Source organism: Gillisella terrae (assembly GCF_004801395.1).
Classification (GTDB): Bacteria; Pseudomonadota; Alphaproteobacteria; order Rhizobiales; family Rhizobiaceae; genus Allorhizobium; species Allorhizobium terrae.
The window spans coordinates 38,062-52,143 of the sequence record NZ_SSOA01000010.1 but is presented as its reverse complement, the minus strand read 5'-3'; the positions used below and the strand labels follow the sequence as shown (position 1 = coordinate 52,143).

At 54.1% G+C, this 14,082-nt stretch carries 13 protein-coding genes and 1 riboswitch; of the genes, 7 read left to right on the top strand and 6 right to left on the bottom strand.

Annotated elements, in window-relative coordinates; translation table 11 throughout:
* The first annotated feature begins 107 nt into the window (after window positions 1-107).
* Genes E6C51_RS16205 through E6C51_RS16185 form a run of 5 tightly spaced genes read left to right on the top strand, consistent with a single transcriptional unit; the run spans window position 108 to window position 4,086 of the window.
* Entirely contained in the window at window positions 108-887 is a 780-nt protein-coding gene (locus E6C51_RS16205; protein WP_146936237.1) for an ABC transporter ATP-binding protein, read from the top strand.
* Window positions 888-940: 53 nt separating this feature from the next.
* Complete coding sequence (locus E6C51_RS16200; protein ID WP_190236823.1) at window positions 941-1,711, top strand: transporter substrate-binding domain-containing protein; 771 nt, start codon at window positions 941-943, stop codon at window positions 1,709-1,711.
* Window positions 1,712-1,734: 23 nt separating this feature from the next.
* Window positions 1,735-2,457, top strand: coding sequence for an ABC transporter permease (locus tag E6C51_RS16195; RefSeq protein ID WP_190236740.1), 723 nt, complete (start codon window positions 1,735-1,737; stop codon window positions 2,455-2,457).
* A 9-nt stretch (window positions 2,458-2,466) separates the two neighbouring features.
* Window positions 2,467-3,156, top strand: a complete 690-nt coding sequence (locus E6C51_RS16190) for an ABC transporter permease (protein WP_190236739.1) — start codon at window positions 2,467-2,469, stop codon at window positions 3,154-3,156.
* 18 nt (window positions 3,157-3,174) lie between these two features.
* On the top strand, window positions 3,175-4,086 hold the full coding sequence (locus E6C51_RS16185) for a homocysteine S-methyltransferase family protein (protein ID WP_190236738.1): 912 nt from the start codon (window positions 3,175-3,177) through the stop codon (window positions 4,084-4,086).
* Between the two features lie 58 nt (window positions 4,087-4,144).
* Here the strand turns inward: E6C51_RS16185 and E6C51_RS16180 are convergent, their stop codons facing one another.
* From E6C51_RS16180 to E6C51_RS16165, 4 genes are all read right to left on the bottom strand, one after another.
* On the bottom strand, window positions 4,145-5,113 hold the full coding sequence (locus tag E6C51_RS16180) for a FecCD family ABC transporter permease (protein ID WP_330999777.1): 969 nt from the start codon (window positions 5,111-5,113) through the stop codon (window positions 4,145-4,147).
* 66 nt (window positions 5,114-5,179) lie between these two features.
* Complete coding sequence (locus E6C51_RS16175) at window positions 5,180-6,139, bottom strand: ABC transporter substrate-binding protein (protein ID WP_190236736.1); 960 nt, start codon at window positions 6,137-6,139, stop codon at window positions 5,180-5,182.
* Window positions 6,140-6,151: 12 nt separating this feature from the next.
* On the bottom strand, window positions 6,152-6,943 hold the full coding sequence (locus E6C51_RS16170; protein ID WP_230987377.1) for an ABC transporter ATP-binding protein: 792 nt from the start codon (window positions 6,941-6,943) through the stop codon (window positions 6,152-6,154).
* A gap of 132 nt (window positions 6,944-7,075) precedes the next feature.
* Window positions 7,076-7,291, bottom strand: a riboswitch (cobalamin riboswitch).
* A 254-nt stretch (window positions 7,292-7,545) separates the two neighbouring features.
* Window positions 7,546-8,982 (bottom strand): amidohydrolase, encoded by a 1,437-nt coding sequence (locus E6C51_RS16165; RefSeq protein ID WP_190236735.1) that lies wholly within the window; start codon window positions 8,980-8,982, stop codon window positions 7,546-7,548.
* Between the two features lie 324 nt (window positions 8,983-9,306).
* On the opposite strand from E6C51_RS16165, the gene E6C51_RS16160 reads away from it, so the two are divergent.
* Both E6C51_RS16160 and E6C51_RS16155 read left to right on the top strand, forming a co-directional pair.
* Window positions 9,307-10,278 (top strand): bile acid:sodium symporter family protein, encoded by a 972-nt coding sequence (locus E6C51_RS16160; protein ID WP_190236734.1) that lies wholly within the window; start codon window positions 9,307-9,309, stop codon window positions 10,276-10,278.
* A 420-nt stretch (window positions 10,279-10,698) separates the two neighbouring features.
* Entirely contained in the window at window positions 10,699-11,808 is a 1,110-nt protein-coding gene (locus E6C51_RS16155; protein WP_190236733.1) for an RHE_PE00001 family protein, read from the top strand.
* Between the two features lie 61 nt (window positions 11,809-11,869).
* On the opposite strand, the gene E6C51_RS16150 is transcribed toward E6C51_RS16155, so the two are convergent.
* Window positions 11,870-12,967 carry an ABC transporter substrate-binding protein gene (locus tag E6C51_RS16150; RefSeq protein ID WP_146936221.1) on the bottom strand — a complete coding sequence of 366 codons (1,098 nt, stop codon included), beginning with the start codon at window positions 12,965-12,967 and terminating at the stop codon, window positions 11,870-11,872.
* A gap of 38 nt (window positions 12,968-13,005) precedes the next feature.
* Window positions 13,006-14,073 carry an ABC transporter permease gene (locus E6C51_RS16145; protein WP_190236732.1) on the bottom strand — a complete coding sequence of 356 codons (1,068 nt, stop codon included), beginning with the start codon at window positions 14,071-14,073 and terminating at the stop codon, window positions 13,006-13,008.
* Between the last annotated feature and the right edge of the window lie 9 nt (window positions 14,074-14,082).

Genomic DNA, 14,082 nt, shown 5'->3' with positions numbered 1-14,082 from the left:
TTTGCAATTGTTTTTCGCAGAATTTATGCAACAAAGCGTTATTTTGCGCGTAAAAGTCGCGCACAACAGCCATTATGGTGCGAAATTATGACAGGCTGGACCAATTGATGACAGAGACTGCGCGCTGCGCCCTTCAGGTGGAGAATATCCATAAACGTTTCGGCTCGCAGGAGGTTCTAAAAGGCATCTCTGTAACGGCCCATAAGGGCGATGTCATTTCCATTATTGGTTCTTCCGGCTCGGGTAAGAGCACGTTTTTACGTTGCATTAATTTTCTCGAATTGCCGGATCAGGGACGGGTGGTTGTTGCTGGCGAGGAGATCGCATTAAAGACTGGACGCGGTGGTAAGATGGTGCCGGTCAGCTGGCGGCAGATTGAGCGTGTTCGCACCGGTCTGGGCATGGTGTTTCAGAGTTTCAATCTTTGGGCCCATTTGACTGTGCTGGAAAATGTTATTGAAGCTCCTGTGCATGTGATGGGCATCAAGCGTGCCGACGCGATTGAGAAAGCGAAGGCATTGCTGCATAAGGTCGGACTTTACGACAAGCGCGACGCCTACCCGGCCTTTCTCTCCGGCGGGCAGCAACAGCGAGCCGCCATTGCACGAGCCTTATGCGTGGAGCCCGCAGTGATGCTGTTTGATGAGCCAACATCGGCTCTGGACCCTGAGCTGGTTGGTGAAGTGCTCAAAGTTATCCGTGATCTGGCTGAAGAAGGTCGTACCATGTTGTTGGTGACGCATGAGATGCGCTTTGCGCGTGACGTTTCCAGCCACGTCATGTTTTTGCATCAGGGTCGGGTTGAAGAGGAAGGCCCGCCTTCGCAGGTGTTTGGCAACCCGACCAGTCTGAGGTGCAGAGAGTTCACCGCCGGCCTTGCCGACTAGCCCCCTCTTCTCCCCTTTTTTCATATTTCACCGTCAACAGGAGACGACACGTGATGAAATTCCTCTCGATGCTTTTGGCAGGCGCAGCTTTTGCAGCATCGGCTGTTGTAGCGCAAGCAGATGTCCGGTTCGGCATCATGAATGAATCCTACCCACCGTTCTTTGCCAAGGACGCCAGCGGCAAATGGCACGGCTGGGAAATTGATTTGATGGACGCGGTCTGCGCCGAGATGAAGGAAAAATGCTCGATTGTGGAACTATCCTGGGATGGATTGATCCCTGCCCTTAACGCGAAGAAATTTGATGTGATCTGGTCCTCAATGTCCAGGACCGCAGAGCGTGAAAAGATCATTGATTTTACGGATAAATATTACAAGACGCCAAGCAAGTTGATTGGTATGAGCGACATGAAGCCCGGTACCTCGGCGGAAGACGTCAAGGGTAAGACCATTGGTATTCAGGTATCAACCATTCAATCCGATTACTACGCGAAGTATTTTTCCAAGGTTGCCTCGCAAAAAACCTACCAGACACTGGATGAAGCGTTTCAAGATCTCGCCGCCGGTCGCATTGATTATGTGTTTGGCGATTCCATCGCATTGGATGCTTTCTTGAAAAGTGATACCGGCAAAGACTGCTGTGCAGATATGGGCGATGTTGCCGATGATCCAGAAATCTTGGGGGCTGGTGTCAGTGGTGGTGTGCGCAAGGACGATACAGCGTTGAAGGCCAAGCTCAATGCAGCCATTGCGGCCGTGCGCGCCAGCGGAAAATATGACGAAATCAGCAAGAAATATTTCGACTTCGACATTTACGGTAAGTAAGATCGAGCTGATATAGTATAGATATGGCAAGCACCCAAAGCCTTCTTGAACTGCTCTCCCCCTACCCTCCGGGTTGGGGTGGTACTTTGCTGTCTGGGGCTATGGCAACGCTTGCCATTTCAGGCGGTGCCTTTCTGCTCGGCTTGCTCATTGGCATAGCGGGTGCGTTGGGTAAGCTATCGGGCAATCGCTTTTTGAAAGCATTGCTCAATCTTTACACGACCACGATCCGGGCGGTGCCTGAGCTGATTTTGATTGTCGGTCTCTATTATGCGGGAACCGATGGATTAAACCATCTGCTCCGTGCCTTTGATATTCCGCCCATTGAAGTCAACGGATTTGTTGCAGCGGTGGTGGTTTTGGGATTTGTGCAGGGGGCCTATGCAACTGAAGTGCTCAGAGGCGCAATTCTTGCTATTCCCGTTGGCCAGATTGAGGCCGCCAGGGCCTTTGGCATGGCCCCGTTTCTGCGATTCAGGCGGGTGGTTTTTCCGGCTCTTTTGCCCAATGCCCTGCCCGGCCTCGCCAATTTGTGGATGGCCGTGACCAAAGACAGCGCGCTTGTTGCCGTGGTGGGGTATCAGGAACTTGCCCTTGCCACCCGCTTGGCGGGTGCCAGCACAAAACACTATTTTCTTTTCTTTTTCGCGGCTGCCTGTCTCTATCTGGTCATCAGCCTTGTTTCTAATCTCGTGTTTATGCTGATTGAACGCCGCGTCCGGCGCGGTCAGCCGACACTGGCTTAAGGGGCGGCAATGGATTTTTCATGGATTGCCCGCTACTGGCCCCTTTTGCTTTCAGGTGCGTGGCAAACGGTGACGCTTCTGGTTCTTTCGGTGGTTTTTGGATTTATCCTTGCAATTGGACTGGCATTTGCGCAGGTGCGCGGTGGTCGTACGCTTCGCTGGTTCTCCAAATCCTATTGTGCTTTTTTTCGTGGAACGCCGCTGTTGATTCAGCTTTGGCTGCTTTATTACGGCGTCGGCTCTCTTTTGCCGATGATTCCGGGCATTCGCCATAGTATCTTTTGGCCAGTTTTGCGTGAGGGTTTCTTTTTTGCGGTTGTCAGCTTCACGCTGAACTATGCCGCTTATGAAGCCGAAGTCTTGCGCGGCGCACTTTTGGCTGTGCCAAAAGGCGAGCTGGAAGCCGGGCGTGCCTTTGGCATGGGACGCTTTACTCTGATCCGGCGCATCTGGTTGCCGCGCGCCATTCGTATTGCTTTGCCCACCATCGCTGGTGAGGTGGTGATGCAGCTGAAATCGACCCCCCTTGCCTTCACGGTCACAGTGATGGATCTGTACGCCGTGGCTTACAAAGTTCGGCAAGATACATTGCTGGTTTATGAACCGCTGATTGTTGTCACCGTCTTTTATCTCATTTTGACTGCCATCATCGCACGGGCGTTTCACATTGTGGAAGCGCAGGTTCCAGTGCGCCGCTAACGAGGAAACAGGAAAATAATGACGCAACTTCGTATTCTTGACGGCGGCATGAGCCGCGAATTGATCCGTCTCGGCGCCGAACTGAAGCAACCGGAGTGGTCGGCGCTGGCGCTGATGAATACACCAGAGATTGTGCGCCAGGTTCATGCAGAATTTATTGCGGCTGGCGCAGATGTTGTGACAACCAACAGTTATGCGCTTGTGCCGTTTCATATCGGTGAAGAGCGTTTTCGCAAGGACGGCCCTGCCCTGATTTCGCTGTGCGGGAGACTGGCTCGCGAAGCGGCGGACGCGGCGAAGGATCGGAAAATCACGGTTGCCGGTTCGCTTCCACCCATTTTTGGCTCATATGAGCCGCAGAATTTTGATCCTTCGCGCGTCCAAGATTATCTCAAACCGCTGGTTGACGGTCTTGAACCTTTTGTTGACGTTTGGCTGGGTGAAACACTCAGCTTGATTGCTGAAGGTGAGGCTGTGCGCGTTGCTGTCGCCAAAACCGGCAAGCCATTTTGGATCTCTTTCACCCTCGGTGATGACGAGGAGCAGGTTACGGGTGGTGCGCCAAAGTTGCGTTCTGGCGAATTGGTCAAGGATGCTGCACTTTGGGCAGCAGGCTCCGGCGCATCGGCATTGTTGTTCAACTGTAGCAAGCCGGAAGTGATGCGCGCGGCCGTTGAAACGGCGGCGGCTGTGTTCAAAAAGAAGGGTGTTTCATTGGAAATTGGTGTCTACGCCAACGCTTTCGAGGGGGAGCAAGGCGAGAAGGCTGCCAATGAAGGACTGCATGAAACCCGTGCTGACTTGACGGATGACGCTTATTCGCGTTTTGCCTGCACTTGGGCAGATGCCGGTGCCACGATGATTGGCGGGTGCTGCGGCATTGGGGCCGCCCATATCCACGAAGTTGCCAGGGTGCTGCACGCCCGTTGAGCATGGTGATTTTCTCTCGCGCAAAATCCACACCAGATTTTGCGCGAGAGACGGCCTGTTATTCGCCATTTTTGCGCATGATCCAGACAAATGCCCCACAGCCAACAATGCCGGTGACAATCCCGATCGGCATATCTTCGGGGGCAACCGCCAACCGGGCGACAAGATCGGCAAGAATAAGCACTAAACCACCAACCAAAGCAGACATCGGCAAGACGCGGGCATTGTCAGACCCCACCATGGCTCTGACCATATGCGGCACCATTAAACCGACAAATCCAATGGCTCCGGAAAAAGCCACCATTGTACCCGTCATCAGGGCAGCAACAACAAAAAGGGTGAGGCGAAAACGAGCGACGTTGACGCCCAACGTTGTTGCGGTCTCATCGCCCATGGCCATCGCGTTCAAGGGTTGAGCGTTGGGGAGCAGATAGACAAGCGCTGCAAACAGAACAAGGGCTGGATAGAGCAGGTGTTGCCATTGCGCGAGACCAAGACCGCCCAGCATCCAGAACATCACGGTCTGTGTTGCGCGGGGATCCCCTAAAAATACCAGAAGATTGCCGAGTGCCGTAAAGAAGAAAGCAACAATAACACCGGATAGCACCAGCCGATCCGCTTGCATGCCGCGCCGTGCTCCCGCGACCAGAGGCACCAAAGCCGTTGCCATCAAGGCACCGGCAAAGGCAAAAAGCGGAACAGTGAAAAGGCCAAATACCATGCCTGTATGCAAGAGCGCGATGATGGCCCCAAATGCGGCCCCCGATGACACGCCAAGCAAATGCGGATCGGCCAGCGGATTGCGAGTAGCGGGCTGCAAGACGGCGCCGGTCAGGGCAAGGCCAGCACCCACCAGACCACCCAGCAAAACCCTTGGAAACCTGACATCCCAGACAATGCTGTCGCGGCCTTGCGACCAATCAGCCACGAAGCTGTCAGGGTGAAGATGATTGGCAACAATTTTCCAAACCATTGCCATGGGAATGGGAGCCGATCCCAGTGACACCCCTGCGCTGATGGTGATCAAGACGAGGCCCAAGAGAATTATGGGCCAAAAAATTTTTTTTATACAACGCACAATGAAAGCCTAGACTTACAATGACTGAGCATGAAAAGCAGCGGCAAGCCGCGCAATGGCCTCAATGTTGCGGGGGCCGGGCGTTGCTTCGACATAATCCAACACAATGAAACGCTTGTTTTTTACCGCATCAATATTCTTGAACGCCGGGTTTTGCATCATGAAATCGATTTTCTGTTGTGCGGTGACATTCCCGTAATTGACGATGATAATGACCTGGGGATTCCGCTCAATGACAGGTTCCCAAGAAACTTCGGTCCAGCTCTTTTGCACGTCGTCCATAATGTTTTTGCCGCCTGCGGCTTCGATCATGGCGGTGGGAATGCCGAAGCGACCGGAAGTGAACGGCTTTTGCTCACCGGAATCGTAAACAAACACCCGCTCGGGTTTGTCTGTTTTGCTGATCTTTGCCTGAATGGCGGCGAGTTGCTGACGGTAGCCATCAACAAGCTTTTGGGCGCGATCTTCTACGTGGAAGATTTTGCCGAGGTTCAACAGGTCGACAAACATATCATCCATGGTCGGCTTTGGCTTTTGCATGATGTGAATGCAGCTTTCCGTCAACTCATAAACCTTGATGCCCAAAGGTGCCAAGGTCTCCGGCGTCACCTCGCCACCCACTTTCATCCCATAGTTCCAGCCTGCGAAATAGAAATCCGCATCGGCGTTGAGCAGCACTTCTTTGGTGGGATATTTGGCAGAAAGCTCTGGCAATTGCTTGATACCGTCACGCAGTTTTTCATCCAGTGTTTTCCAGCCGGAAACGCCGGTATAGCCAACCATGTGATCTTGCAGTTTCAGAGCCAGCATCATTTCGGTCAAGTTGACATCATTGGAGACGGCGCGGCTTGGTGCTTTGTCGAATGTTACGTCGCGGTTACAGCTTTTCACGGTAACCGGTTCTGCGTGTGCAGCGAAGGCTCCCCCTGTCGCGAGAAAAGCCGAAAGGAGGAAAGTTGTTGCGATTTTCTTCATGATGTGATCCGGTCAGGAATTGAGTGCAAAGGAAAAATGATGGTTGTCACCATCAGAAACGGCATGGGCGTGTGTTTTGACACCGAATGCGCTTGAGATATGCTGGGGCGTGAGCACGTCTTTTGGCGGCCCATAGGCGGTCATTTCGCCCTTGTGTAATATGGCTGCTTTTGTGGCAAAACCTGCCGCCAGGTTGATATCGTGCAGCGTGGTAATAATCGTGATGCCAAGTCCAGCCAGAAGGTCGAGAATTTCCAGCTGATTGCGGATATCGAGATGGTTCGACGGCTCATCCAGAATGAGCAATTGTGGTTCTTGTGCCAATGCACGCGCCACCAGGACGCGCTGTTTTTCGCCACCTGACAAGGTGCCAAAGGACCGCTTTTCCATACCGCGCAAATTTAAGTGCTCCATGGCATGGTGCGCTTTTGCACGGTTTTCATTGGTATTGCTACCAAGGCCTTTGCGCCAGGGTATGCGCCCCATCATCACAATATCTTCAACGGTGAAGGGGAAAGACGCGGGCGTTTCCTGCACCACAACAGCGATGCGCTGGGCGATTTCGCGTGCAGAGAGGCTGGCGAAATTCTGACCATCGAGCAGCACCCTCCCCTCGCTGGGTTGAACAGCGCGATAGAGGCAGCGCAGCAATGTGGTTTTGCCTGCCCCGTTTGGTCCAACAATCGCCAGACGGTCGCCTGGCTGGATTGATAGATTGATGGAATGCAGCAAGCGATGTCCACCGGGAGGTGTGTAGCTGAGATTTTCGGCGGTAAGTGCTGCGCCCTGTGTGCTGCAACTCACCAGAGCCCCCTGCCCTTTGTAAGAGCAAGATTGGTTGCGGCTGGAAACAGCGCCAATGTCGAAATTAAATTTGTCCACGCCGATAGGCGCGTCTTGACTTGTGATAGTGCCATCGGAACACCCCGTCCGCTGCGGTTGAACATATGAATGGCAGGTCTCCTGGCTTGCGGGTCGCTGCTGGTCTGCGCCTTCCCGGTTGTTCACCAGTGGCATGATGCAGACCTGCTCGCCGCTTACAGTTGCGGGGGCAGCCGCGGTCTCGGTCCCTCTTGGGTCGTCCTCACCGCGTTCCCTTTTCAGCCGCATCCTCTTTTCGAAAGTTGCAGCACCATTCAAAGTTATCAGTGCCATGGAGATGAGTTCCGCGCAAGTCTCACGTTTGATATTTGTGGTGTTTTGGTATAACATTACGTTGCTGGCGTCAATGTGTCCCTCGACGGCGACCTCTGGGTGATGTGCGGTGCTTATTGATAAAGATGAGGGATAAGCGGTGTCGTCGACCCTTGGGGAGTTTAAATCTGAAATAGATTTACGGCCGTTTCGTCCGCGCACTTGCAATGCCTCGACTGAGAGGGATGAGTGCGCGGGCGGTTTGGTTTTGATTATTTTCTTCCGCCCATCTCTTTGATAGGTGGCTGGGCATCGGCCGGGAGTGGGCTTTCATAGGGCTTCCCTTTTCGACGTTTCACAAGATCTTGCAACGCTGCCTCGCGTAGATGCTCGCTCTCAATAGCAGCTCTGCCCGTGGCTGCCATCACTTTGGCTGTGGCGACCATACCCTTATGAGCCATCTTACTTTTGCCTTGGGCCACAAGCTGCCATGTGTGAAAAGGGGTGCCAATTGCACAGGTGGGACCGTCCGCTTGTACCGTGGGCACAACCCAACTAACATCTCCAACGTCTGTCGATCCGGTGGTGATCGGTGTCCTGTCGTGTGCAGGGATGATAAAATCTGCCAAAGGCACATTTCGCTCAGGGAGCTGTTCGGTGCGCCAAGGCGCTGATATTTCGTCGGGTGTCAGGGTGGAACGGATTTCCTCGGCAAAAGCCCTGTCTGCATCATCGAAGGGCGGCGGGCCAAGCTCTTCCCATGCTTGCTGCATAACGTCCATGAGGGGACCATTGGTGATCACGTTCGAAACGGCGCTGATAACCTGGCTCTCAACTTTTGTTTCTGTCATCAGAGCAGCCCCCTCGGCAATCCTGTGCACGCGAGCAACCAGCGTGCGCATAGCATCAAGTTCTGGTGCACGGATTAGATAACGCACTTTGGAATAGGCTTGCACAACATTTGGTGAAATACCACCGGCGTCGAGAATGGCAGCATGGACGCGGCAATCAGATGGCATATGCTCACGCATATAATTGACGCCGACGCTCATCAACTCGGCAGCGTCCAGCGCGCTGCGTCCAAGCTCAGGGTTCGCGCCAGCATGGGCCGCCCTGCCCCGGAAGGTGAAATCGACTCGCGAATTGGCGAGCGAGGTTGAGCGTTGAACCGCAGCAAAAGAGCTCGGATGCCAGCTGATGGCGATGTCGACACCATCGAATGCTCCCTCGCGTACCATAAACGCCTTCGCCGCTCCCCCCTCTTCCGCCGGGCAGCCATAGTAGCGCACGCGACCGGGAAGTCCTTTTTCCTTCAGCCAGTCTTTTAAGGCTGAAGCGGCCAAAAGCGCTGCTGAGCCTAGCAGATTGTGGCCGCAACCATGGCCATTTCCACCCGCTTGAACAGGGCGGTGTTCTGCGACCCCTGCTTCCTGGCTTAGTCCGGACAGTGCGTCATATTCGCCAAGGAAAGCGATGACCGGTCCCCCCTCCCCCGCTTCCCCCATGACGGCTGTGGGGATGCCGGCGACCTGTTCAGTGATCCTAAAGCCTTGTTCCTTGAGCATTGCCACATGCTCGGCAACGGAGGCTTCTTCCATATAGCATGTTTCAGGCATTCCCCAGACGCGGTCGCTCAAGTCGATAAACGCGGGTGCTTTCTGGTCGATGATTGACCAGAGCGCGGCGGAACTATTTTGGGAGATGGTCATCGGGCACCTTTGTTGTACAGTCTCTATCCTGGCAGCATAGGCAGCTTGCGGCGGCGCGCAAGGCTGTTTTATTTGCCGTCTCGCCGGCTATTTCGGGCGCTTTTTTCAATTCGGATTTTCACGCTTGAGCTGGTGTTCGTTGACAGCTGTCAACAGGAAGGCGTTAACAAGCCCCTTCCCTTTGCGTGTCGATGCTTACTGACGTTGAAGATGTTGGGCCTTGTTTCTGCGCATTTGCCGGGCCACCTGCCCCGGCCCGAATTGCATTGCGATCGCGAATGAAATAACCCTTTCGGCAGTTACCATTATGATATTAAGGCTATCATGAAACGCTTTCTGCCTGACACATTTACTCTATTGTTGATCTGTACCGTTTCGCTGGCATCGGTTTTGCCGATCAATGGTGTTGCTGCGGATTATTTCGCGATGGCGACCAAAGTTGCCATCGCAGCCTTGTTCTTCCTTCATGGCGCGCGTTTGTCACGCGATGTGGTGCTGGCGGGTCTTCTACATTGGCGGCTCCACCTCTTCATTCTCGCCGTCAGCTTTGTTGTGTTCCCGCTGCTCGGGTTGGGTGCCAGCATTCTGACAAGTGGGTTTCTGCCTCCCGCGCTGGCGCTGGGCATCATCTACATATGTGTGCTGCCGTCCACGGTTCAGTCCTCGATTGCTTTCACCTCAATGGCCAAAGGCAACGTGCCGGCAGCGATTTGCGCCGCTTCGGCCTCCAATATTTTTGGAATGATTTTGACGCCGTTACTATGTGGTTTGTTGCTCTCCGCAGGTGGTCATGGGGGTGTGTCGCTCGACGCCATTTTGGACATCTTTGTGCAGTTGTTGCTGCCCTTCATTGTGGGGCAAATGCTTCAGCCTTGGGTGGGACAGTGGGTGCGTGCCCGTAAATCTCTTCTCATGCCAATTGATCGAGGCTCAATTTTGATGGTGGTTTACGGTGCATTCAGCGAGGCAGTCATTGAGGGAATCTGGCGCAGCTATTCGTTGGCTGACATTGGTGCGGTCGTGGTGATTGATATTGTCCTGCTTGCCCTGGTTCTTGCGTTCACGATGTTTGGCAGCCGGTTGATGGGCTTTGCGAAAGAGGATGAAATCGCCATCACCTTTTGCGGCTCGAAGAAAAGTCTCGCCTCTGGTGTGCCGATGGCGAGCGCGATTTTTGCGGGTCAAAGTGTCGGCGCGATTGTTATGCCGTTGATGCTCTTTCATCAAATTCAGCTGATGGCCTGCGCGGTCATCGCGCAGCGTTATGCAGCCAAGGCCGAACTTGCTGCGGAGTGATCGACGACTTTGGTGACATGGAGCTTTGATTTCAAAGCCGCAAGAATTTTCTTGCGGCTTTTTATTTGGCGCATTGAGCATTCCGTGCGGCTTTTCACTGAAGGGGAGGGGCGTTGACAGCTGTCAACCAGTGGAACAAGTTCAGCGCGCTGTTACGTCGAACTTGCTGCGCCGAGGATTATCTCGTAACTGGTGTTTTTTAATGTAATACTGGTTCTGGGCGAAGATTGTGTGGAATTGCGATGTAGGGTGCTTCTATTTTCAGTAAAAATCTGCAATAATTTCAAAATTGGTTCTCGCGGCCTTGCGATCAGCTAGAACGCGATATGTAAATTCCTCAAAATATTTTCTTCGTCAAATGACTAGTGAAAGTTAAAGAGCGCTTCGCTTTCATTTGGCTATTATGGTAACGTGTTTTCAATGCGTTACCCAATCGACAAAATACCGCTTTCTCCATTGCTTTTGCCCATGAGTGCGGCGGGCGAAGCTTTGGTGCGCCTTGATGAGCGCTTGAAACATTCCGGGGTTGGGCAGGGATTGATTGAGCGTATGCATTATTCGGATGCGGTTGCCTCGCTCTGGATTGATGGCGAGTTGGTTCATATGGAAGACTTGGTTTTCCATGATGCGCGCATGGATACCCGCACACCAACCCATGAATTGACCATTGCCCATCTGGTTTTGCGCTCACGGCGCGACATAACCCAGCATCCGGCCGCATGGGCGCTGTCAGATCAAGGACTGTCACGATTGCGGGGACGCGCGCTCGGCGGTGGCATCGCGCCGGTCAGCCATGGGCTGGCATCTATGCCTGATGGTGAGGTGGGTCATGCGTCGCCTGATCCGGATGCAGCCTTTCTGGCCGAGCTGGATGAATTCGACGCGATTTTAAAGCGAAGCGAAGCCGTGATGGCTCAGATCGCTGCGGAGCAAAAGTCCGTGCGGGAGAGAGATCGCGCTGCCATCGTTTATGATGCTGATTGGAACGAGCCTCAGCGTTTGCTGGATTGGCAGGAGCTGTTGTCGGAGGTGGCGGCTTTTCCACCAGTTCTGGCGGCTGCTATTTTGTTGGATGCCTGGCAGAGCGAAGAGGTGAGCGAGCACAGCCCTTGGCTCGGTCGGCTTTTGGCGGCGGCTTACCTAAGAAAGGCTGGAACCACAATCTTCCATCTTGCTGCGATTTCGGTTGGACTGCGCGCCGTCAATCGTGAGCAGCGCCATTCAAAAAGTCGAACGCAAAGATTACTGGCGATTCTGCAAGCTTTTGAGCAAGCGGCAAAGCAGGCAATGAACGAGCATGACCGGTTGCTTCTGGCGCGAGGCGCGCTTGAGCGACGTATCACTGGCAGGCGGTCCAGTTCAAAACTGCCAGAGTTGATTGATCTGGTTTTGTCGCGCCCGCTTGTTTCGGCCGGGCTCGTGGCAAAAACGCTTAACACAACACCGCAAGGCGCACTGAAATTGATCGCCGAGTTACCGCTGCGTGAATTGACGGGGAGGGGCCGCTTTCGGGCGTGGGGCATCTTGTAGTTATCGCATCGACAGCGCCGCACGTGATGGGCGGCGCTGTCGGTATGATTTGACGTCGGAGTTACTTGCCCCAGATCGCCTTATAGGCATCCCGATAGCCATTGTCGGGATCAAACGAGTTCTTCGGCCCGCCGTCGAATTCCACATTTTCCGACGTCACGACATGCAGAGGCGACACATAGCCCGACCATTTCTCGCCAGCCAAAGCACGGTTTAATTCATCCACAAGCTGCCAGCCTTGCAGGTTCAGCGGCTCGGCTACGGTCACAGATTGATATTGTTTGGCGCGAATGCGCTGATAAGCGCTTTCAGAACCGTCGCCTGCGGCCACGCTCTTGGGCGCGCCGTCACCCGGTATCCCCGCCGATTGCAAGGATGGTCCCATAAAGTCGAAATAGATGTCGTTGATCGCTAGCGAATGTGTCCACTTTGCTCCGTATTTTTGCAAAAGCGTGGTGGTCAGTTGCGGCATGCGTTGCGAGGTCTCGGCAATCGGGGTGTCGACATATTCCAAAACGGTGCCACCGAGTTTGAGAATTTCCTCTTTCATCTTGTCGGCTTTGGCGATGGCAATGGCATAGGTGGAGTCGGTGAAAATGATTACACCCGGTTTGCCGCCAGCATCAACATAGGCGTAATCTGCCGCAGCTTTCGAGACTTCCATGGCGTCGGTGGTGACATTGGCAAACACACCGACATCCGGCACGGGGCCGACAGCCGGGGCTGCGTGCCAGGATACCATGGGGATCTTGGCTTTCTTGGCGGCTTCCATGGCTGGTTTTTGTTCAACGGCGTCGAAGCCATTGATGATGATGCCATCGGGCTGCAATGTCATGGCCTGACCAAAGGCGGCTGTGCGCCCGCCAATTGAGCCACCACTATCAAGCACGGTGACTGTCCAGCCGATAGCTGCGGCGGCTTCCTGAATGCCGGTGGTGACACCAAGAATACCGCCGTTTTTCATGTCGGCTGCAACAACCACAATTTTCTTGGCCGCCTGTGCCTTTGGTCCTGTGGTGGGGCCATCCCACTTTGATACCCTGCTGGCGTATTTGGCAACCACGGCCTTGGCATCTGCCATGCTATCGGCGAAAGCTGGTCCCGCAATCATCCCCCCAAGAATGATCGCCGTTGTGGTCATAAAATCTCTGCGTTTCATCGTGTTTTCCTCCCAGTTAATACGAATGACAAAAATTATTATTCCGATTTGGCGGGTGCGACTGGTGCCGAATTGGACTTGGAGAGAAGCCCCGCCGTGCCGCGGCGGCGTTGGGCATAACCCGCGATGCCAATGGCAATCAGCAGTGTGACACCGTTAAACATCGGCTCGACAAAGAAGGAGCCACCCAATTGCTGAATGCCGGCAATGCCAACGGCCAGGATGATCACACCAATCATGGTGCCCCATACATTGACGCGGCCCGGTTTGATGGTGGTTGAGCCAAGAAAAGCACCGACAAGCGCAGGTAGAAGATATTCAAGCCCGACACTTGCCTGACCAATGCGCAGTTTGGAGGCCAGCAGCACGCCTGCGACGGCTGAGAGCGTGCCTGATGCAATGAAGGCACCGATGACAAAGCGGCGAACGGGAATACCATTCAAGGCCGCAGCTTTCGGGTTGGCTCCGATGGCATAGATGTAGCGGCCAATCGGCAGATATTCGAGCACAATCCACATCACCACGGCCAGCACGATGACATAAAGACCCGTGATGGGCAGACCAAACACCATGGTGCCGTTGAGTGCATAGAAACCGTCGGGCAAGATACCAATCATCTGTCGACCGCCGGTATGCCAGAGTGCGAGCGCATAGATCACGGTTCCGGTGCCAAGGGTGGCGATGAAACTGTCGATTTTGGCAACTTCCACCAGAATACCGTTCAGAAAGCCGGTGGCAGCACCGAGCAACAGCACCACCAGCACGGCAACAGGCCACGGAAAACCGTAGAGTGTTTGCAAGCTGATGGCCAAAATATGCCAAAGCACAATGCCATAGCCAATGGTGAGATCAATGCGGCCCGCCGCCATCGGGATCATTGCCGCCAAAGACAGGATGGCAATAATGGTCTTGTTGGAAATGATGGAGCGCAGGTTCAGCACGGTTGGAAAGGTATCGGGCAACAGCACGCAAAACAGCAGGGTCAGAAGGAGCGTGAGGATGACCAGACCATAGACTGGCACCAGCCGTTGCACTTTGGCAGATAAGCTGAGGCCTTTCATTTCGGCTTTGGTGGGTTCAAGTGCTGTGGAGCGAATGGACTGCATGACGATCTC